Source organism: Phytohabitans aurantiacus (genome assembly GCF_027923225.1).
Taxonomy (GTDB): domain Bacteria; phylum Actinomycetota; class Actinomycetes; order Mycobacteriales; family Micromonosporaceae; genus Phytohabitans; species Phytohabitans aurantiacus.
In genome coordinates this window covers 80,161-99,916 of record NZ_BSDI01000009.1, presented here as the reverse complement: position 1 = coordinate 99,916, position 19,756 = coordinate 80,161, and the positions used below count along the sequence as shown (strand labels likewise).

General features: G+C 70.0%; 16 protein-coding genes. 7 read left to right on the top strand and 9 right to left on the bottom strand.

What is annotated here, in order from left to right; translation table 11 throughout:
- Positions 1–28: 28 nt before the first annotated feature.
- Positions 29–6,430 carry a carboxypeptidase regulatory-like domain-containing protein gene (locus QMG73_RS12465; RefSeq protein ID WP_281894856.1) on the bottom strand — a complete coding sequence of 2,134 codons (6,402 nt, stop codon included), beginning with the start codon at positions 6,428–6,430 and terminating at the stop codon, positions 29–31.
- 239 nt (positions 6,431–6,669) lie between these two features.
- On the opposite strand from QMG73_RS12465, the gene QMG73_RS12460 reads away from it, so the two are divergent.
- Both QMG73_RS12460 and QMG73_RS12455 read left to right on the top strand, forming a co-directional pair.
- Complete coding sequence (locus QMG73_RS12460) at positions 6,670–6,939, top strand: LuxR C-terminal-related transcriptional regulator (protein ID WP_281894854.1); 270 nt, start codon at positions 6,670–6,672, stop codon at positions 6,937–6,939.
- Positions 6,940–7,112: 173 nt separating this feature from the next.
- Positions 7,113–9,275 carry a choice-of-anchor J domain-containing protein gene (locus QMG73_RS12455; RefSeq protein WP_281894852.1) on the top strand — a complete coding sequence of 721 codons (2,163 nt, stop codon included), beginning with the start codon at positions 7,113–7,115 and terminating at the stop codon, positions 9,273–9,275.
- Between the two features lie 43 nt (positions 9,276–9,318).
- Here the strand turns inward: QMG73_RS12455 and QMG73_RS12450 are convergent, their stop codons facing one another.
- From QMG73_RS12450 to QMG73_RS12440, 3 genes are all read right to left on the bottom strand, one after another.
- The gene (locus QMG73_RS12450; RefSeq protein ID WP_281894850.1) at positions 9,319–10,272 is read right to left on the bottom strand and encodes a zinc-binding dehydrogenase; all 954 of its coding nucleotides are present in this window, start codon (positions 10,270–10,272) and stop codon (positions 9,319–9,321) included.
- Positions 10,273–10,299: 27 nt separating this feature from the next.
- Positions 10,300–11,463: an NAD(P)-dependent malic enzyme gene (locus QMG73_RS12445; protein ID WP_281894848.1), complete on the bottom strand. Its 1,164-nt coding sequence runs from the start codon at positions 11,461–11,463 to the stop codon at positions 10,300–10,302.
- A gap of 109 nt (positions 11,464–11,572) precedes the next feature.
- Positions 11,573–11,893: a S26 family signal peptidase gene (locus QMG73_RS12440; RefSeq protein ID WP_281894846.1), complete on the bottom strand. Its 321-nt coding sequence runs from the start codon at positions 11,891–11,893 to the stop codon at positions 11,573–11,575.
- A gap of 75 nt (positions 11,894–11,968) precedes the next feature.
- Here QMG73_RS12440 and sodN point away from each other — a divergent pair, with 75 nt between their 5' ends.
- The 3 genes from sodN to QMG73_RS12425 are packed head-to-tail and all read left to right on the top strand — an operon-like array spanning position 11,969 to position 13,312.
- Positions 11,969–12,373 carry a superoxide dismutase, Ni gene (gene sodN, locus QMG73_RS12435; RefSeq protein ID WP_281894843.1) on the top strand — a complete coding sequence of 135 codons (405 nt, stop codon included), beginning with the start codon at positions 11,969–11,971 and terminating at the stop codon, positions 12,371–12,373.
- Positions 12,374–12,378: 5 nt separating this feature from the next.
- The gene (locus tag QMG73_RS12430; RefSeq protein WP_281895063.1) at positions 12,379–12,867 is read left to right on the top strand and encodes a GNAT family N-acetyltransferase; all 489 of its coding nucleotides are present in this window, start codon (positions 12,379–12,381) and stop codon (positions 12,865–12,867) included.
- Positions 12,868–12,901: 34 nt separating this feature from the next.
- Positions 12,902–13,312 (top strand): ATP-binding protein, encoded by a 411-nt coding sequence (locus tag QMG73_RS12425; protein WP_281894840.1) that lies wholly within the window; start codon positions 12,902–12,904, stop codon positions 13,310–13,312.
- Positions 13,313–13,322: 10 nt separating this feature from the next.
- On the opposite strand, the gene QMG73_RS12420 is transcribed toward QMG73_RS12425, so the two are convergent.
- Both QMG73_RS12420 and QMG73_RS12415 read right to left on the bottom strand, forming a co-directional pair.
- Positions 13,323–14,021 (bottom strand): FadR/GntR family transcriptional regulator, encoded by a 699-nt coding sequence (locus QMG73_RS12420; RefSeq protein ID WP_281894838.1) that lies wholly within the window; start codon positions 14,019–14,021, stop codon positions 13,323–13,325.
- A gap of 60 nt (positions 14,022–14,081) precedes the next feature.
- Complete coding sequence (locus QMG73_RS12415; RefSeq protein WP_407676786.1) at positions 14,082–14,468, bottom strand: hypothetical protein; 387 nt, start codon at positions 14,466–14,468, stop codon at positions 14,082–14,084.
- Between the two features lie 53 nt (positions 14,469–14,521).
- Between QMG73_RS12415 and QMG73_RS12410 the strand changes: the two genes are divergently transcribed.
- The gene (locus QMG73_RS12410; protein WP_281894834.1) at positions 14,522–15,445 is read left to right on the top strand and encodes a diacylglycerol/lipid kinase family protein; all 924 of its coding nucleotides are present in this window, start codon (positions 14,522–14,524) and stop codon (positions 15,443–15,445) included.
- A gap of 418 nt (positions 15,446–15,863) precedes the next feature.
- Positions 15,864–16,118, top strand: a complete 255-nt coding sequence (locus QMG73_RS12405; RefSeq protein WP_265250665.1) for a WhiB family transcriptional regulator — start codon at positions 15,864–15,866, stop codon at positions 16,116–16,118.
- A 70-nt stretch (positions 16,119–16,188) separates the two neighbouring features.
- Here the strand turns inward: QMG73_RS12405 and QMG73_RS12400 are convergent, their stop codons facing one another.
- The 3 genes from QMG73_RS12400 to QMG73_RS12390 form a co-directional block, all read right to left on the bottom strand.
- Positions 16,189–16,953, bottom strand: coding sequence for a sirohydrochlorin chelatase (locus tag QMG73_RS12400; RefSeq protein WP_407676785.1), 765 nt, complete (start codon positions 16,951–16,953; stop codon positions 16,189–16,191).
- Entirely contained in the window at positions 16,935–17,678 is a 744-nt protein-coding gene (locus tag QMG73_RS12395) for a phosphoadenylyl-sulfate reductase (protein WP_281894831.1), read from the bottom strand. The genes QMG73_RS12400 and QMG73_RS12395 overlap by 19 nt, the downstream gene beginning before the upstream one ends.
- 148 nt (positions 17,679–17,826) lie before the next feature.
- On the bottom strand, positions 17,827–19,518 hold the full coding sequence (locus QMG73_RS12390) for a nitrite/sulfite reductase (protein WP_281894828.1): 1,692 nt from the start codon (positions 19,516–19,518) through the stop codon (positions 17,827–17,829).
- Between the last annotated feature and the right edge of the window lie 238 nt (positions 19,519–19,756).

Sequence of the window (19,756 nt, the reverse complement as noted above, 5' to 3'; positions counted from 1 at the left end):
GAACCTCCGGACGGGTCGTCGGATCGGATCAGGCCACTGGCCGCAACAGCAGGCCCTCGCCGCTGCGGATCACCGGGTGCTGGTGGAGGTACTGGTGCGCCTTGCTGCCGTCGGCGTTCTCCACGCCGACCGTGCCCTTGCCACCGCGCTCGACCGACCGGGCGGCCACGTCGTCCCAGGCGAACGAGATCTCACCGTTCTCGGCGAAGGCGACCTGGAACGTGACCCGGGAGGTGCGATCGGCCCAGTTGGTGACGTTGCGCCACTCGACGACGAACGCGCGGTTCGGCGCGGTGCCCGTCATACCCGTGAAGACGTTGGCCTCGTCGTCGACCACCCAGTCGTCCCAGAACGGGTAGGCCGCCGCGTTCGGGCGGTGCGGTTCGGCCGCCGACGGGATCGGGCTGATGTTCCACGCGGAGCCGCCCGGCGCCGTGAACGACACCACGCCATTCGTGTCGACCCACGCGGTCGAGTAGCTCTGGCCGTAGAGCGTGATCGGGAACGGCAGCGTGACCTGGACGAACTCGTCGTCACCCGTCAGCGCCAGCGTCTGGTTGACGGGCTGGAAAGCCTGGGCGCCGGCCGTGAGGCTGTAGCCGCCGCCGGCCGCCGAGGTCATGGCAATGTCGCCGGTGACGGTGGTTTCGCCGGCCACGGTCACCTGTGCCACGGTCGAGCCCGCGCACCCGCCGCCGGTCGCCGTCGCGATCACCGCGACGGGGCCGACCGGCACGTTCGTGAGCGTGTACCGGCCATTCGCGCCCGTCGTCGCGGTCCGCGAGCCGGCGACCACGGTCGCGCCCGACACGGCGGCACCGGCGCAGGTGACCGTGCCCGTGACGGTGCCCACGACACCGTCACCACGGTGGAACACGACGCCGGTGCCGCTGCTCAGTGCGGGCACGAACGAGCTGTGGACGAGCGCCTCGGTGCCTTCGGAGTTCTCGATGCCGACCACGCCGTACACGCCCTGCTCGATGAGCTCCTGGCCGATGCCGTCCCACGCGACGGCGATGTCACCGGTCTCCTCGAACACCACCTGGAACGTGGCCCGCTGCGTGCGGTCCTTCCAGGCGAGTACGTCGTGCCACTCGACGACGTACTTCCGGTTGGGTGCGGTGCCGCTGACCGCCGTGCGGATGCTGGCGTCCTCATCGACGACCCAGTCCTCCCAGAAGGCGTACACGGCCGCGTTGGGCTTGTGCGCCTCGACCTCGGACGGGATCTCGCTGACGTTCCACGACGAACCCTCGGGCAGCTCGAACGTCACCACACCGTTGGTGTCGACCCAGGCGGTGTTGTACGTCGTGCCGTAGAGCTTGACCGGGAACGGGAGCGTGACCTGCGAGAACACGTCGTCACCGGTCAGAGCGAGCACGGTGTCGGTCGGCAGCAGGGTGCGCGGGCCGACGGTGCACGAGTTGCCGTACCCGTCCGAGCCCGTGCCGACCGACAGGTCGATCTTGTCGATCCCGCCGCGGGGCTGAGCGAGCGCGGCGGCCTCCGGCCCGGCGCACTTGCCGTCGCCCCTGGCCACGGAGACCGTGTAGTCACCGGCCTTGACGCCCGTGAACTGGTAACCGCCGTCGGCACCGGTGGTCGCCGTGGCGTTGCCAGGGCTGAGCGTCACGGTCGCACCCGCCACCGCGGTGCCCGCGCCGACCGCGGTAACGGTGCCCTGGATGGTGCCGGCCGGCGGCGGCGTGATGAGGATGCCGGTGCCGCTCACCAGCGCGTCCTCGTTGGCTGAGTATTGGAGTGCGGTGGTGCCGGCGTGGCTCTCGATGCCGATCGTGGCGGAGCCACCCCGCTCCAGCGGCGTGTCGAGCCCGGCGTAGTTGAACGCGACGTCGCCGTTCTCGTACAGCACCATCTCGACGGTAAGCCGGTCGGTGGTGTTCCAGATGAGGGCGTTGCGCCACTCCACCACGAAGTACCTGTTCGGCGCGGTGCCGAACAGCTCGGTGCGGACACTGGCGTCCTGGTCGATCACCAGGTCGTCCTGGAACGCGTACAGGGCCGCGTTGGGAGCCGTGGTGGTGGGCAACGGCTTGTTGTCCCACACCTCGCCCACGTCGCCCGTGAAGACGATCGTGCCGTCGGTGATCACCGTGGTGGTCGTGTAGTCGCGACCGTAGAGCCGGAACGGGAACGGCAGCGTCACGTGCTGCGCGTCGTAGTCGCCGGTCAGCTCCCCGATCACGTTGGCCGCCGGTACGAACGGACGCGGCCCGGCCGCGCAGCCGTACCCGAATCCGTCGCCCACCGGCCGCAACACCAGGTCGCGCGCGACATCGCCACCGGTCAGCTCCACCTGAGCGCTGCCGGCGCGGGCGCACCGGCCGGCGGTCGCGGCGGTCACCGTGTAGCTGTCGGCCACGAGCCCGGTGAACTCCCAGGCGCCGCCCGCCCCGGTGGTGACGGTCAGGCCGGCCGGGTCGAGCGTCACGCTCGCACCGGACACTCCGACCCCGGCGGCGTCACGCACGGTGCCGGACAGCGTGAACCTGTCGATCGGCGCCTCGCCCGGGTGGTCGAAGACGACCTCCTGGCCAGATGCCAGTACCGGCTGCGCGGCCGAGTACAGCAGGCCGTCTTCGCCCTCCGGCCCCTCGATGCCGACCGCGGCTCCGGCGCCCTTCTCGGCGTCGTTGTCGAGGCCGGCGTAGTTGAGCGCGATCGTGCCGTCCGGCGCGAGGATCGCCTCGGCGGTAAGCCGCTGCGACGTCGACTCCTTGCGGTGGACGTTGCGCCACTCGATCACGAAACGCTGGTCGGTACCCGTGCCGACGGTGGCCGTGCGGACGCTGGCCGACGCGTCGACCACGAGGTCGTCCCAGAAGGCCGCCACCGCCGCGTTGGGCTGGGCCGGTGCCGGCAGGTTGCCGCCCGGGTACCGGTGCGAGCCGCCCGGATCGGTGAAGGAGACCAGGCCGTTGGTGTCGACCCACGCGTCGCGGAAGGTGTGCCCGTAGAAGGGGAACGCGAACGGGATCTCGACCTGGGCGACCGCGTCGTCACCGGTCAGCGCCACCGTCGTCTGGTCGGCGGCGACGAACGCGGCAGCGGCGACCTGGCACGTGTACCCGAGGTCGTCGGTCAGCTGCATCAGCGGCAGGTCGACGGTCATGTCGCCCGCGATGGCCAGTTGGGCCTCGAAGGACTTGCCGCACCGGCCACCCACCGACGCCTTGATCGTGTACGTGTCGGGTGTGAGGCCCTCGAACGAGTACCAGCCGTCCGCGGCGGTGGTCATGGAGTAGTTGCCCGGGCTGAGGGTGACGAGCGCGCCGGCCACCAGCTCGGAGGTGTCGATGTCGATGACGCTGCCGGAGATCTTCGCGGCGCCGATCACGGTGAACGTGCCGGCCGCCGCGATGCTCTGCCGGCCCGCCGCGTCGACGGTGATCGCGAAGACCCGCTGCTCGCCCGCCATGCTCGCGGTCGTGGGCACCGAGACGGTGGCGGCCGCCCCAGCGGTGGCCGGCGTCGCGGTCTTGTCGAGGATCGCCGAGCCGACGCTGTACCGGTACGAGGTCACGTTGTTGTCGCCGCCGGCGTCGAGGCGCACGTTGATCGGCTGGCCGGCGGTGACCGAGTCGCCGTTGGGGAACGTGATCGCGGGCGCGAGCGGTACCGCCAGCAGCGCGAGGTTCGCGGCGGTCACCGGGTAGTTGTAGATCCGCACGTCGTCGATCACGCCGGTGAAGAACGAGTCCGGGGCGCCGTTCCACATGCGCCGGCCGATCGTGATCGGCCCTGACGTGTCGAACGCCGCTGGAGTCGTCGCCGTCGTGCCCTGGAGCGTGCCGTTGACGTACATCCTGACCTGCTTGGTCGCGGCGTCGAAGACGCCGGCGATGTGGTACCACTTGCCGGCCGTGACGGTGGCGTCGGAGTACGCGTGGTAGAGCCCGCTGGTGTCGTTGTCGACGTTCGTCACGCTGAAGCGCCACTTGTTGACGTCGGCGTGATAGCCGAGCATGAATGGCGACCGGCGCGTCGCGTCAGCGGCGACCGCCGTGCGGAACCCGGTGACGCCGGTGGTGCTCGGCACCCGCACCCAGGCCGTGACGGTCAGGCTCGAGTCGGTGCGGACCTTGGTGGGCACGTCGGTGTCGGGGTGGGGCGTCATCACCGGCCCGCTGGTGGTGGCCTGGTTGCTGCCGCTCAGCTCCAGCGCCCGCCCGACGTTTCCGCGACTGGCCGGCCGCGCCACGGTGGTCTGCGGTGTCACCGTGTTGCCGTGGCCGGTCGAGTCGGCCACGGCACCGCTGGCCTCGTCGAACTTCCACTCGGCGGCCGGGCCGGCGCCGGAGCGGACCTTGAACTTGTACTCCTTCGGCACAGCCGAGTACCGGCCGGCGATGTCCTTGGTCCACACCCGCAAGGTGTTGACGCCGTCGCGCAGTGGCGTGACGGCCACCGAGGCGGCGTACGAGGTCGGGTTGGCGGCCACCTGCGTCGCCGCCGACGGCTGCGTACCCGAGTCCAGCGTGTACGCGTAGCCGACCGCCTCCTGCGGCTTGACCGCCGGCGGGCTCAGCTGGAAGGTGCCGGGGAGCCCGACGCCGCCGTGAGCGGGGGTGGTGGTGGAGTCGGGCGGGTACTCGGTCGACGTGACCGCACCGGGCGTGTTCGGCGGCGTGGTGTCGACGGTGAACTCGCAGGTGCCCGACCAGCCACCGTAATGCGTGCCGTCATAGGTGCGGGCCTGCCAGATGTACGTCGTCCCGTCGACGAGCTTGCCCGCCGGAACCGCCTTCGACGCGGTGGCCGGGTTGCCCGTGGCCAGCGACATCTTGTCGGTCTCGTTGCGCGCACCGCCCTGCGCCCACCAGTAGAAGTACGTGGTGAGCGACTGCTGGCCGGTATCGGCGTCGGAGTGCTTCGCGGCGAGGATCGGCGTGGCGGTGAGCACGTACGGCCGCGCGGCACCGGTGGCGCACGCCTTGCCGTCGGTCCACCGCTCACCCGGCGCGTTCGGGATCGTGTTGTAGTCGATGGCCAGCTTCGGCGACGCGTGGTTGTACCGCTTCCAGTGGTTGGTCGTACCCTCGTCGATCGCGCGCAGGCCCAGCGTGACGTCGTTCCAGCCACCGCCAGCGGCCCGCGTGACGATCGACTTCACGTCGAACTCGATGGTGCCCGGCCCCGCGCACCCGTGTACCGCGCCGACCTTCCGGCTCGCCGCGGTCTGGGACGTGTAGTTGTTGTCCCAGGAAGGCTGGTTGTTCCACGTCGTACTGGACGAGATGGCGCCGGTCAGCCACACCTTCGCGTTCGACTTCGGGCTGCACGTCCACGACCAGCGCTGCTCGATCCGGAACTTCGCGCCGAGGATGACCTTGCCCTTGACGGCGGATGTGTTCATCCGGAAGAAGGTGCGGACCTTGTGGGTGGCGCAGCCGTCGCAGTCGCGGGTGAGCCCGGCGCCGGCCGAACCCTTGTCGGCCCCGTTCTGCAGCGCGGTCGAGTTCTGCCAGAACTTGCTCGTCGGGTACTTGCTCCAGACCGTCGTCCAGGCGTTGCTGGCGATGCCGCCGGTCCACGATGGATCGATGTAGACGGGGTACTTCGTGCCTGGGTCGGTGAGCAGCTTGCGGTCGGGCTTGAGGGTGAGCTGGTCGCCGCTCACCGTGGCCGGCATGACCGCTCGCCGACCCGGCGTGGCGACGTCGGGGTCGTCTCCCACGGCGCCTTCGCCCTCGCCGGAGGAGTCCCACATCAGCGGCGTCGGCGCGACGAACACGGGCCGCCCGGCCTTGTCGCGCGCTTCCAGCCCGCCGCCGGGCTTCGCGGTGACGGTCACCCCGGTGGCCTTCAGTCCGAACCGGATGGCCGCGAGTGCCGGCTGCCGTGCCGCCTTGGCGGACTTCACCACCAGGACCTCGGAGAAGCCGAGAGCGGTGGCGGTGACGCGCAGGTCGACGCCCGGCAGTACCTCCGCGTACACCGCCGTGTCGCCGGCGAGCCTGGGGTTGGGCAGTTTGCCCGGCCACGTCATCGCGAGCTTCTGCTTGCCGTCGCGCAACTCGGCGAGCGGTCGGGTGCCGCCGGGCGAGAACGTCATCGGCAGCACCGTCGCACCGGGCACGACGACACCACCCGCGCCCTTACGGAGCGTGGTGTCGACCGGCACCCAGCCGGCGCCGCGGCGCACCCACTCCGGTCGCATGGACTGCTCCAGCGTGCGCGACCCGTCGGGGTTGGCGAACGTCTGGGACGTCTCGGTGCGCTCGGCGAGGATCTCCACCTGGCCGCCGCAGTCGGCCGCCGCCGCGGTGGCGGACCTGCCGTCCGGGCGCGTGGCGGCGCACTCCTTGGGCACCGCTGGCGGGGGCACGGCATACGCCGCTGGAACGGTGAGCTGCGTGGCGGCCGCCGCCGCAACCGCAACCAGTACAACCGCACGACGAAGCCGCATCAGGCACCCCCGTAGGCGAGGCCGTCGAAGTCGATCGGCGCGTGGAACGTATTCGATGTCTTGAGAGGCCACAATGGACCTGACCGCTTCCGGCCACGGCGGATCGCTCGCGCTGACGCCCCAGTGGCCGGGTTGGGCCACATATCCGCCATTAGCGCACCGTTGCCAACGGCACACGCACTGTCCACAATCAGGAGGTCCGCCAGCCGTGCGGGCATGCCCACACGGGGAGGGCTTTCATGAAGTTGAATACCGACGAGGCGGACGATGTGCCGTTTGCCTTCGTCCTCTCAGAAGAGGAGCACCGGCTGCTCGCCGAGTTGCTCACTGGCCGTAGCGACCAGCGCGTCGCTTTCCACCTCGACACGAGCGACCGCACGGTGCGGCGCCGGGTCAGCGACCTCATGCGCCGCTTCGGCGCGCCCAACCGGTTCACCCTGGGCGTGATGCTCGGCCAACTCGGGCTCGTCCGGATCGGCCGGCACCGTCCAGACTCACGTGCCGCTTGAAGGCGTCGTTACCGACATTACGGACGTCCACATCGGATAATCCGGGAAGGTCTCTTGCGCTCGTACCTGCGTACCGGTAGGCATCGGTATGTACTAGCGTCCATTCACAAGGGGGATATATGGCACGCAGCCGCATTGTTGGGGCCGCAGCCACCGCTCTCGTCCTTCCCCTGGTGACCATCGTTCCGGCGTCGTCGGCGGCAGCCGCCCCCGCGCCGGTACGCAATGCGAACCAGCCGAGCGATTTCCGGGAATTGACCCGGACTGATTTCAAGCTCGATGGCAAGAAGGTCGACGTACCGGAGCGGTACCAGCCGAAGGCATCGGCTCGCCAGCGGATCCAGGCTCAGGCCGACACGCCGCCGGTTGGCACGGTTCGGCAGTGGCTGGGGCTCGACGACGTCCAGGGCAGCCTGTACCGCAAGGACTACACGCTGCGCGGCGTCGGCGACAACATCGAGGTCTGGGTCGCCAACGACACCGCGTTCCCGGCCGGGGACTGCCGCGCGCAGATCCCGAACTCGACGCAGGTCACCGACGAGCAGGTGGCGTACTTCGTCGATGAGTTCGACAACAACATGTACCCGAAGGAGACGGCGGCCTTCAGCACGCCGCCGGACCGCGACGGCACCAACGCGACGGTGCCGCCGGACGCCAACGGAAACGGCGGCAACTACACCGGAGCGGGCAACCGCACGGTCGCCCTCATCGACAACGTCCGGGACGACAACTTCTACACGTTCCCGGCGGCTCCGACCTACATCGCGGGCTTCTTCTCGGCGCAGATCAACGAGCTGCTCGACCGCAACGTGATGACGGTCGACGCGTTCGACTGGGCGCACCGCACCGGAGCCAACCCGCCGGACGAGCCCACCAGCGACCTGTGCACCAGCCGGCCGGCTCGCCCGACCGCGTACGAGAGCACGTTCGCGCACGAGTGGCAGCACCTGCTGCACTACTACACCGACCCGTTCGAGGGGAACTGGATCAACGAGGGCCTCTCGGACTACGCCCAGATGCTGACCGGGTACTCCAACACCACGGCGACGGTGTTCGACCGTGGCGCCGACAGCCACCTGTACTGCTTCCAGGGTTTCGGGCCGGTGCAGACGCCGTACAACCCGAATCCTCGAGACTGTGGCGGTCCGGAGAACTCACTGACGCTCTGGGGTGAGGGCCAGCCGAACGAGGTGCTCGCCGACTACGGCAACGCCTACCAGTTCATGCTGTACCTGCACGACCAGTTCGGGCCGGAGATCCTCTCCAAGCTGCACCGGGACGGCGAGTTCCAGGGGCTGGCCAGCCTCGACGCGGCACTGGAAGCCGAAGGCCAGAGCGACCCGTACAAGGTGATCCACGAGTACCAGACCTCGGTTCTCGTCGACAAGATCGTCGGCGAGTCCCGCCGGGGCGTCATGCTCGGCGTACCGAAGAAGAAGGTCACCTCGGCCAGCGTCCGCTCCACGGTCAACCTGGCCAACCCGGACGCGTACGACGAGCCGGGCGCGGCACCCAACGGCGCTGACTACGTGGCGCTGCGCAAGGCCGACGGCACCTTCCTCAAGGGCCGTGAGCTGAAGTCGCTGTCGTTCCAGGGCGCGGCCACATTGCCGTCCCTGCCGCTCGCCTGGACGGTCGTGAACAACGACCCTGACCGGCCGGGCAACCCGGTGCTGTTCTCCGGCAACGGCAACAACCTCGACAACGCCGCGATCGCCTCGGTCGCCGTGCCCGCCAGCAATGCGACGCTGAGCTTCCTCGCGAAGTACGGCGCCGAGGCCGGGTACGACTACGGGTACGTCGTGGTCTCCACCGACGGCGGCGACACGTACACCGCCATCGCTGGTGACAAGACGGTCGCGGGTCCGTTCGGGCCGTCGCTCAACGGCACCACCGACGGGTTCGAGCAGCACACGTTCGACCTCACCGCGTACGCCGGCCAGACGGTCCTGCTGGGCTTCCGGTACGTCAGCGACGGTGGGGTCAACGAGGGCGGTCTGCTGATCGACGACGTGACCCTGGGCGGCACGACGATCAGCGACGGCTCCAGCCTGTCGGCGTTCGACTCCCCGACCGAGATCAACCCGGTCGAGGTTGCCGACTGGAGCGTCCGCCTGGTCGGCATCGACGCCAAGAACCAGGTCGCGCTGCAGGCGCAGTACAACCACAAGCGCAAGGTGCAGCTCACCAAGGCCGAGCTCGCGCAGTTCGCAGGGTTCCCGACGGTGGTCGCCATCGTCGCCTACGACGAGCCGACCGAGCAGGTCAACCAGAACGCGCCGTACACCCTGACGGTGAACGGTGTCGTGCAGCCGGGTGGGGCGCCAGCCGCCTGACCCCTTGATGTGAGGCGCCGCCACCGCGATCGGTGGCGGCGCCTTACCGTGTGTGGTCCAGCACGACCTTGCCGAAGACGTCGCCGGAGTCGAGCCGCTCGAACGCTCCGGCGGCCTCGGTGAACCCGTGCACGCTGTCGACGACCGGCCGGATCCCCTGCTCTTCGCAGAGCGCGAGCAGGCCGGCGAGCTCCTGCGGGGTACCCATCGAGGAGCCGAGGATGTCGAGCTGCATGGCGAACAGCCGGCGCAGGTTGACCTTCGCCTCGTATCCGGCGGTCGCGCCCGACACGACGATGCGCGCGCCGGGCGCCGCGCACTTCAGCGAGTGCTCGAATGTCGCCGCGCCCACCGTCTCGATCACCACGTCGACGCGTTCCGCGAGCCGCGCGCCCGGCTCGACCGCCGTGGCACCCAGATCCGCGATGCGCTCCCGCTTCCCGGCGTCACGGCTGGTGGCGTACACCCTCTTGCCGAGCGCGACGGCGAGCACCACCGCGGCGGTGGCGACGCCACCACCGGCGCCCTGCACCAGCACGGCCTCCCCCTCGCTGACCCTGCCGCGTGTGGTGAGCATCCGGTACGCGGTCAGCCAGGCCGTGGGCAGGCACGCCGCGTCGACGAAGCTGAGCGCGGCGGGCTTCGGCACGAGGTTGGCGCGCGGCACGGCCACCTGGTCGGCGAGCGTGCCGGGGTGATTCTCGGAGAGCAGCGAGTAGCCGCGCGGGTCGCCCGGGTCGGGAATCACCGGGTACACGACGACCTCGGTGCCGGCGGAGTCGACGCCCGCCGCGTCGCAGCCCAGGATCATTGGGAGCTGCTGCTCGGTGAGCCCGACGCCGCGCAGCGACCACAGGTCGTGGTGGTTGAGCGAGCTGGCGCGGACGTCGACGACCGTCCAGCTCTCGTCCGGCATCTCAGGTGCCGGCCGCTCGCCGACCGTGAGGGCGGCGAGCGGGTTCCCGTCGTCGAACGAGGAGGCGTAGGCAGCGCGCATGGAAATGCACGCTAACACCACCCCTGATCAGGCTGAAGCGGCTGCGGCGGCGACCGCGGCGGCCACAGCGGGCGCCACGCGCGGGTCGAGCGCCGACGGCACGAACGCGTCGGGGTGCAGGGCGTCGGCCACCACGCCGGCGATCGCGTCGGCCGCCGCGACCTTCATCGCGTCGGTGATGCGGGAGGCGCGGGCTTCCAGGGCGCCCCGGAAGATGCCCGGAAACGCGAGCACGTTGTTGATCTGGTTCGGGAAGTCACTGCGCCCGGTGGCGACCAGGGCGGCGTGCCGGGCCGCCACGTCGGGGTGCACCTCGGGCGTGGGGTTGGCGAGGGCGAAGACGATCCCGCCGGGCGCCATGCCGGCCACGGCCTCTTCGGAGATCTGCCCGCCGGACACCCCGACCAGCACATCGGCACCAGCCAGCGCCTCGGCGATGCCACCGCTGCGGCCCGCGGCGTTGGTCGTGGCGGCGAGCTCGGCCTTGACCGCGGTGAGGTCGTCACGCCCTTCGTGAATGATGCCGCGCGAGTCGACCACCACCACCTCGGCGCCGTCGACACCGCCCGCGATCAGCATCTTCGTGACGGCCACGCCAGCGGCACCCGCACCGCTCACGACCACACGCAGGTCGGCCAGCTTGCGGTCGAGCAGGGCGGCGGCGTTGCGCAGCGCGGCCAGTACCACGATCGCCGTGCCGTGCTGGTCGTCGTGGAAGACCGGGATCGGCAGCGCCTCGTCGAGCCGGCGTTCGATCTCGAAGCAGCGCGGCGCGGAGATGTCTTCCAGGTTGATCCCGCCGAACGACGGAGCCAGCGCGGTCACCACCGACACGATCTCGTCGACGTCTTGCGTGTCGAGGCAGATCGGCACCGCGTCGACGCCGCCGAACTGTTTGAAGAGCACCGCTTTGCCCTCCATGACGGGCATCGCGGCGCGGGCGCCGATGTTGCCAAGGCCCAGCACCGCCGACCCGTCGGTGACCACCGCGACGGTGTGCCCGACCCAGGTGTAGTCGGCGACCAGCGCCGGCTCGGCGGCGATGGCCTCGCACACCCGGGCCACACCCGGCGTGTACGCGAGAGAAAGGTCTTCCCGGCTGGTCAGCGGCACGGTCGAGGCGACGGCCATCTTGCCGCCGCGGTGTAGTTCGAAGACGGGATCCAATGAGGACGGTGAGGACGATGACATGCGGTGACTCCCAGCGTGCGGCTTACTCGCTCGCGCCCGGCGGCGAACGGTGCAGTCCCGCCGGCTCGGCGCGCGTCGGTGAGCGAAGAGCGGCGGTGCGGTGCGGGGGTCACCCGGTCCGATTTCTGAGCATAAACCCAGGGCGGGGCCAGTAGCGAAGCAATACCCGCCCGACGACGTCCGCGACCCCGTACGCACGGGAATCGTCGGTTACCAGGTCGTTGTCCCCGCGTACCCACCAACCGCCGTCCTCCTCGCGGACCGCGCGCTTGACCACGAGCAGGTCTGGCCTGGAACGGAACCGCGCGACCACCACGTCGCCGGGCCGGACCCGGCCACCCCGGCGCACCAGCAACGCGTCGCCATTGCGCAGCGTCGGAGCCATCGACGGACCTCGCACGAGTACCGCGTACACGATGGTGTGTTTCACCTCTCTCAGGTAGCCCAACTCCCGCAGGAGTAGGGTCTTTCTTGGATCATCGCAAACGTCCATGGAGGGGTCCTTATGCGACTTCCACGCATTCTTTCTCCGCGCACAGTCGTGAGCGCGCACTGCGATTTGCCGTGTGGCGTCTATGACCCGGCACAGGCGCGGATCGAGGCCGAGTCGGTCAAGGCGATCGCCGAGAAGTACCAGGCGAACACCGACCCGGAGTTCCGCACTCGGGCCTTGATCATCAAGGAGCAGCGCGCCGAGCTGGTCAAGCACCACCTCTGGGTGCTGTGGACCGACTACTTCAAGGCGCCTCACTTCGAGAAGTACCCCCAGCTCCACCAGCTCTTCAACGAGGCCACCAAGCTGGCTGGCGCCGCGGGCGCCAAGGGGACGACCGACCCCGCCAAGGCCGACGAGCTGCTCGGCAAGATCGAAGAAATCGCCAAGATCTTCTGGGAGACCAAGCAAGCGTGACAACTGTGCCCAGCGAGCCTGGCACAGCCACGATCCGGCCGGCGCGTCCCGAGGACGTGCCGGCCATCGTCGCGATGGTGCACGAACTCGCCACCTTCGAGAAGGCACCCGATCAGTGCCACCTCACCGAACCCCAGCTACACACCGCTCTGTTCGACCCGGCGCCCGCGCTCTTCGGCCACGTCGCCGAGTTGGACGGGCGGCTCGCCGGTTACGCGCTGTGGTTCCTGAACTTCTCCACCTGGGAAGGTGTGCACGGCGTCTACCTCGAAGACATCTATGTGCGCCCGGAGGCCCGCGGCACCGGTGTCGGCCGGCGGCTCCTCGCCGAACTCGCCCGCATCTGCGTCGATCGCGGCTACGCCCGTCTCGACCTCCAGGTACTGCACTGGAACCCCGCCCGCGACGTCTACGCCGGGCTCGGCTTCACCGTGCAGGACGAGTGGCTGCCGTACCGCCTTACCGGCATCCCGTTAGCCCGCCTCGCCCGGTAGGGTGCTGCTTCGGGGGTCTTGCGTCTCGGGCGGAGTGAGTCAACTGACAGCGCATGTGGAGCCGGTGATCGAAGACGACGTCGTGCTGCTCACCGTGCCAGCCGACGTCGGCTATCTCGGCGTCCTGCGCACCGCGACGGCCGGTCTCGCGGCACGCCTGCACTTCGCGCTCGACGAGATCGAAGACCTCCGCATCGCGGTCGACGAGGCGTGCGCGATGCTTCTCGCGATCGCCACTCGCGGCGCGGAGCTGGAGTGCCGGTTCTCGGTCACCGACGACGCGCTCACCGTCGAGGTCACCGTCAGCACGGTGCCGGGCGCGCGCCTGCCCTCCGAGTCGTCCTTCGCGTGGAAGGTGCTCACCGCGCTGACCACCTCGGCGGCCGCAACGGCCACCGGCGGCCGCGCGACCATCACGCTGCTCACCCGCCGCGTCAGCGGTTAAGGCCCAAGCCCTAGCGCACGTAGCAGCCGCGCAAGAAGCCAAGGTGGGCGCGCGCCGCGCGGGCGGCCCCCGCGGCGTCACGGGCCGTCACGAAGCGCAGGATCTCGCGGTGCTCGGTGTCGATCCGCTCCCAGAAGCCCTTCGGCGCCGCCTCGGCCAGCTCGCGCTCGTTCGCGATCTGGTACAGCGGGCGGCTGAGCAGCACCAGCAGCGGGTTGCCGGTGGCGGCCACCAGAGCCGTGTGGAACGCCCGGTGCGCGGCCAGCATCGTCGGCAGGCCGTCGACGGCGGGGTCGAAGAGCGCCGCCCGCAGGTTGGTGAGGTGCTCGTCGGTACGCCGTCCGGCCGCCTGCGCCGCCGCCGGCACCTCCAGCGTCTCGCGCGCCTCCAGCAGGTCTGCCATGTCAGCCGTCGCGGTGGTCAACAGCAGGCTGACCCCGGTCGACAGGCTGTCGGAGAGCTGCTCCGGGCTCGGATGGGCCACGAAGGAGCCGCCGGTGACCCCTCGCGTGGTCACGATCAGGTGCTGGCTCGCCAGCAGGCGCAGGGCCTCCCGCACCGTGCTGCGGCTGACCCCGGACCGGAGGCACAGCTGCGGCTCGGTGGGCAGGCGCTCCCCCGGCCGGAGCCGTCCCGAAGTGATTTCAGCACGCAGTTGCTCCGCCAGCGTCTGGTACGCCGGTGGCCGCACCGCACCCTCAACAGTCACGGCCTCACACTCTAGGCGCAGCTCAGCGGGGGTAGCGGACAACCAGTCGGTCTTACTTATCTAAAGACCCAGCGCTTTTGTGGTGGACGGACTGACGAGTAGGGCGCCCACCAGAAGGGCGAGCGCCAGCACGGGTACGCCCACCCACGCGAGGCCACCTTGGATCATGAAGTAGCCCACGGGCAGGAACATGAGCTGCACCACGATGGCCGGACCGCGCGCGCCCGACCTGCGAGCGGCGAGCGCCCGGGCGAGAAGGAAGACCAGGAGCGCGCCAACAGCCGCGAACCCGGTGACGATCAGCGCGCTCGCGAGGCTGGTGGCCGTGGCGGTCACGTCCTCGTACACGAGAAAGGCCGTGATCAGGGCAAGTACCGCGGCTTCGCCGAGCAACAGCCACACCGCCCACCGCAGCGCTCGGGGCAGCGATGGGGAGTCCGTCGTCACGCGGGAAACCATACCTGCCCGATTGGAAGCGACTGGCGAGTACAGTGCCGGCCATGCGGGCGTTACTGGTCGTCAATCCCAAAGCCACCACGACCAGCGAGCGCGGCCGGGATGTCCTGGTCCGGGCGCTGCGCACCGAGTTCGACCTGACGGTGCAGCACACCAAGCGCCGGGGGCACGGCACCGCCCTGGCACGAGAGGCCGCGGAGACGTCCGTCGACGTCGTGGTGACGCTGGGCGGTGACGGCACCGTCAACGAGGTGGTCAACGGTCTGATGGCGGGACCGTCGCTGGAGGAGCGGCCCGCGCTGGCCGTGGTGCCGGGCGGCTCGACGAATGTCTTCGCCCGCGCGCTGGGGCTGCCGAAGGGCTGGGCCGAGGGCACGAGCGTGATCCTGGAGGCGCTGCACGCCGGGCGGCACCGCACGATCGGGCTGGGCCGGGCCGACGACCGGTACTTCACCTTCTGCGCCGGCCTCGGGCTGGACGCGTCGGTGGTACGCCGGGTGGAGCAGGCCCGGTTGCGCGGCCGTACGTCGACACCCGGCCTGTACCTGCGCTCGGCCGTCAACCAGTACTTCCTCGGTGTCGACCGGCGGCATCCCGCGATCACGCTGGAGCGTCCCGGCGAGCCGGCCGAGGCTTCGCTCGCGACGGTCATCATCCAGAACACCGCGCCGTGGACGTACCTGGGCGACCGGGCGATCAATCCGAACCCGGAAGCCTCGTTCGACCTGGGCCTCGACGTGATGGCGCTGCGCGAGCTGCACCTGCCCAGTACCGCCCGGACGGTTTCGCAGATCTTCTCGCGGCGCCCTGACCCGCGCGGCCGGCAGGTGGTGCGGCTGCACGACGTCGACGAGTTCACGTTGCTGGCGACTCGTCCGCAGCCCTTCCAGCTGGACGGCGACTACCTCGGCGAGAGGGAGAAAGTTCGGTTCACCAGCGTTCCCGGGGCGTTGCGCGTAATCTGCTGACGAACGGGTACGTCCTGCCTACGTGACGGATCGTACTGGCGAAACACGCCGGAAATGTCGGCATTGGGGCTTGGACTGTACTACATTGATAGGGGCTGTCGCATGTGGGGGCTCGGCGCAGGCGCCGAAACCCGGACAAAGGGGTTGTGGGCTTGCTCACCTGCTCGGATTTTTTCCGAGCGTTCCCCTTGACATCGCGGTAGTTCGTGAAAGTATTCACAAGCGAACTGAGTTACCGGGACATTGCCTGGACGCGCCTTTTGCGCAGGCGAGTTTGAGCAGGTCCCACAGCTTCGTCGCCTGCTAACGCGTCGCTGATCGGATGGATGCGCATCGTCACGATCGGCTCTCGCGTACGCATATAGGAAAGATCAATCGCATTTACTGTCATCGATCGAGAACAAGGAGTGTTGCCGCCATGGACTGGCGCCACCATGCTGCCTGCCGCGACGAGGACCCGGAGCTGTTCTTCCCGATCGGGACGTCCGGCCCCGCACTCCTGCAGGTCGAGCAGGCCAAGGCCGTCTGCCGGCGCTGCTCCGCGACCGACGAGTGCCTGCAGTGGGCGCTCGACTCCGGTCAGGACGCCGGCGTCTGGGGCGGGATGAGCGAAGAGGAGCGGCGCGCCGTCAAGCGTCGCGGTGGCCTGCGGGTCCGCGCTCACTCGGCCTGACACAGCACAAACCCCACAGCATCCGCGCCCCGGCCAGATCTGCCGGGGCGTCTTGCTGTCTGTGATCAGTTCAGGCCGCGCGCGGCAGGCCGGCCGCGGGCACAGCCGCGTCTACGCGAGACAGGACCAGGCGGGCCAGCTCCCAGGCGTCTTCGAGCGGCTGCGCCGCCGCCACCGCACCCGCTGACAGGGCCGAGCCCGTCACGGTGTCGTAGAGCAGGCCGGGCGCCAAAAAGTACCCCGCCACGCCGATCCGCCGGGCGCCCCGAGCGCGCAATTGAGCCACCGCCTCGGCTCCCGTCGGCGCCGCCGCTGAGGCGTACGCCACGGTCGCCGGCACACCCAACCTCGCGCCCAGCGCGTCAGCGGCCCGCACGACCGTCTCGCGCGCGACCGCGTCGCGGGTGCCCGCGGCGGCCACCACCACCGCGTCGAACCCGGAACCCGCCTCGGCCAGCCGCCGAGCCAGCCCCGCGAGCAGCCACTCCGGAACGTCGTCGCCGGTCGGACCCAGTACCTCGGTCACCGCCACCGGCACCCGCAGGCCGGACGCCCGCGCGGCCCGCACCACGTCGGGCACGTCGACCCGCCCGTGGTACGCCGCCGTCAGCAGCAGCGGCACCAGCGTCACCCGCTCGTGGCCGGCGGCTTCCAGCGTGCTGAGCACCTGACCGGGGCGGGGCAGCGTGTGATCGAGATACGAGGCGCGCACGTCGACACCGGGTCGCGCGGCCGCGACCGCCCGGACCAGCGCCCGCGTCGCCCGGGCAGCACGCGGGTCGCGGCTGCCGTGGGCGACGAGCATCACCACGGGCATCACGTGTGCAGGCCGCACTCGGTCTTTTCGAACATCGCCCACCGGCCGGCACGCGGGTCTTCGCCAGCCTTGGTGCGCCCGGTGCACGGCCAGCACCCGATCGAGCCGTATCCGCGCTTGAAGAGCTCGTTGACCGGCACGTTCCACCGGGAGATGTACGCGTCGACGTCGGCCTGGGACCACGCCGCGATCGGGTTGACCTTGATCTTGCCGCGCTTGGCGTCGAACGCCACCACCGGCGTGTTGGCCCGCGTCGGCGACTCGTCGCGGCGCAGCCCAGCGGCCCACGCGTCGTAGTCGGCGAGCGCCCGCTCCAGCGGTTCGACCTTGCGCAGGAAGCAGCACTCGTCGGGGTTCTTGCTGAACAACCGGGGCCCGTACTGCCCGTCCTGCTGGCCCACGGTCAGCCGCGGCCGGATCGAGCGCACGTTGACCGGCAGCGTGCGCGCCACGGTGTCGCGCACCTTCAACGTCTCCGGGAAGTGCAGCCCGGTGTCCAGGAAGATCACGTCGACGCCCGGTGCGACCCGCGAAACCACATGCGCGAGCACCGCGTCAGCCATCGAGCTGGTCACGCAGAACCGGTCGCCGAACGTCTCGGCCGCCCAGCGGGCGATCTCTTCCGCGGGTGCGCCCTCCAGGGCGACCGCGGCGTCCTCGGCCAGGACACGCAGCTCCTTGGCACGCGGGCTCAGGGCGGGGCCACCAACGAGGCCCAGGCCCACCGCGCTCACGGCGCTCATCGCGCCACCGCCTTTCGCACCAATCCGATGAACTTGACCGAGAAGACGCGCGCACAGGAGTGACACTCCCAGGCCCCGTGCCCCTCCTCGGAAGGGCGTAGGTCCTCTTCACCGCAGTAGGGGCAGTACAGAGGTGCGGCGCGTTCGCTCATCGGAGTGCCTCCTCCTCGACCCTCATGACCCACTGGGCGAACTGCTCGCCCTGGGTGCGACTGTCCAGGTACCGGCGGGCCAGGCGCTCGACGTACTCCGGAAGCTCGTCCGCGGTCGTCTTGAGACCGCGAAGCTTGCGCCCGAACCCGGCGGTCTGGCCCTGGGCCATGCCCAGCCCGCCGCCGAGGTGCACCTGGAAGCCCTCCACCTGCTGGCCGTCCGGACCCATGACGATCTGGCCCTTGAGGCCGATGTCAGCGGTCTGGGTGCGGGCGCAGGCGTTGGGGCAGCCGTTGATGTGAATGGTGATGTCGGCGTCCATGTCGCGCAGGCTTTCTTCGAGCCGGGCGACCAGCTCCTCGCCACGCTTCTTGGTCTCGACGATCGCCAGCTTGCAGAACTCGATGCCGGTGCAGGCCATCGTGCCGCGCCGCCACGTCGACGGCTGGGCTTCGAGACCGATCCCGCGCAGCGCCACCACCAGCGAGTCGACCGACTCTTGCGGCACGTCGAGCACCAGCAGCTTCTGGTACGCCGTGAGGCTCACCCTGTTGCTGCCGTGCGCGGCCACGACCTCGGCGAGCTGCAGCAGCTGGCCGCCGGAGACCCGGCCCACCACGGGAGCGGCTCCGATGTAGAACCGCCCGTCGCGCTGCGCGTGCACGCCGATGTGGTCGAGGGGCTTGTCCGGCAGTACCGGCGGCGGGCCGTCGACGAGGCCGCGACCCAGGTATTCCTTCTCCAGCACCTCGCGGAACTTCTCCACGCCCCAGTCGGCGACCAGGAACTTCAACCGCGCCCGGTGGCGCAGCCGGCGGTATCCGTAGTCGCGGAAGATGCTGACCACGCCGGCCCACACCTCGGGCACTTCGCCGAGCGGCACCCAGACGCCGAGGCGCTGGGCGAGCATCGGGTTGGTCGACAGGCCCCCGCCGACCCACAGGTCGAAGCCCGGACCGTACTCCGGGTGGTCGACGCCGAGGAACGAGATGTCGTTGACCTCGTACGGCATGTCGGCCAGCCACGAGATGGACGACTTGAACTTGCGCGGCAGGTTGGAGAACTCGGGCGCACCCACGTACTTGTCGACGATCGCGCGGATCGCGGGCGTGGCGTCGATCTTCTCGTCGGCGGCGATGCCCGCTACCGGGCTGCCCAGCACGACGCGCGGGCAGTCGCCGCACGCCTCGGTGGTGGAGAGCCCGACCGCTTCGAGCTGCCGCCAGATCGCGGGCATGTCCTCGACGCGGATCCAGTGGAGCTGGATGTTCTGCCGGTCGGTGATGTCAGCGGTGTCCCGCGCGTACCGCCGGGAGATGTCGGCGATCGTGCGCAGCTGGTCGAGGTCGAGCTGGCCACCGTCGACCCGGATGCGCAGCATGAAGTACTTGTCGTCGAGCTCGTGCGGCTCGAGCACGGCGGTGCGGCCGCCGTCGATGCCGGGCTTGCGCTGGGTGTAGAGCCCCCACCAGCGGAACCGGCCGCGCAGGTCCTGCGGGTCGATCGAGTCGAAGCCGCGGTGCGCGTAGATGTTTTCGATCCGGGCGCGGACGTTGAGCGGGTTGTCGTCCTTCTTCGTGCGCTCGTTCGGGTTGAGCGGCTCCCGGTGGCCAAGCGCCCACTGCCCCTCGCCACGCGCCTTGCGCGGGCGGGCAGCCGGTCGGCCTGACGAGCTTGTCAACGCCATCGGGCGCTTCCTCCGTCTGTGCTGGGTGTGCGTTGAGAGTGGGCACACGCGCGGAGGACGGCGTCGTCACATTGATCCGGCGCGATGCGCTACCCGAGAGAGAATGAGGGCGGCTAGCTCAGTGGGCCGGACACATGGCGCTGCGAACGCGACCGTAGTCAACGTGGCGCCGGGAGGTAAGCCCCAGCGGCACGGAACGGCGTTCGGCAACGGTCACGGCATTCATGCTGCCACATCA

What these genes read in the sequence shown, in the direction of transcription:
- QMG73_RS12465 (WP_281894856.1), bottom strand. Translation starts at nt 6,430, where the DNA reads ATGCGGCTTCGTCGTGCGGTTGTACTGGTTGCGGTTGCGGCGGCGGCC.
- QMG73_RS12460 (WP_281894854.1), top strand. Translation starts at nt 6,670, where the DNA reads ATGAAGTTGAATACCGACGAGGCGGACGATGTGCCGTTTGCCTTCGTC.
- QMG73_RS12450 (WP_281894850.1), bottom strand. Translation starts at nt 10,272, where the DNA reads ATGCGCGCTGCCTACGCCTCCTCGTTCGACGACGGGAACCCGCTCGCC.
- QMG73_RS12445 (WP_281894848.1), bottom strand. Translation starts at nt 11,463, where the DNA reads ATGTCATCGTCCTCACCGTCCTCATTGGATCCCGTCTTCGAACTACAC.
- sodN (WP_281894843.1), top strand. Translation starts at nt 11,969, where the DNA reads ATGCGACTTCCACGCATTCTTTCTCCGCGCACAGTCGTGAGCGCGCAC.
- QMG73_RS12410 (WP_281894834.1), top strand. Translation starts at nt 14,522, where the DNA reads ATGCGGGCGTTACTGGTCGTCAATCCCAAAGCCACCACGACCAGCGAG.
- QMG73_RS12405 (WP_265250665.1), top strand. Translation starts at nt 15,864, where the DNA reads ATGGACTGGCGCCACCATGCTGCCTGCCGCGACGAGGACCCGGAGCTG.
- QMG73_RS12395 (WP_281894831.1), bottom strand. Translation starts at nt 17,678, where the DNA reads ATGAGCGCCGTGAGCGCGGTGGGCCTGGGCCTCGTTGGTGGCCCCGCC.
- QMG73_RS12390 (WP_281894828.1), bottom strand. Translation starts at nt 19,518, where the DNA reads ATGGCGTTGACAAGCTCGTCAGGCCGACCGGCTGCCCGCCCGCGCAAG.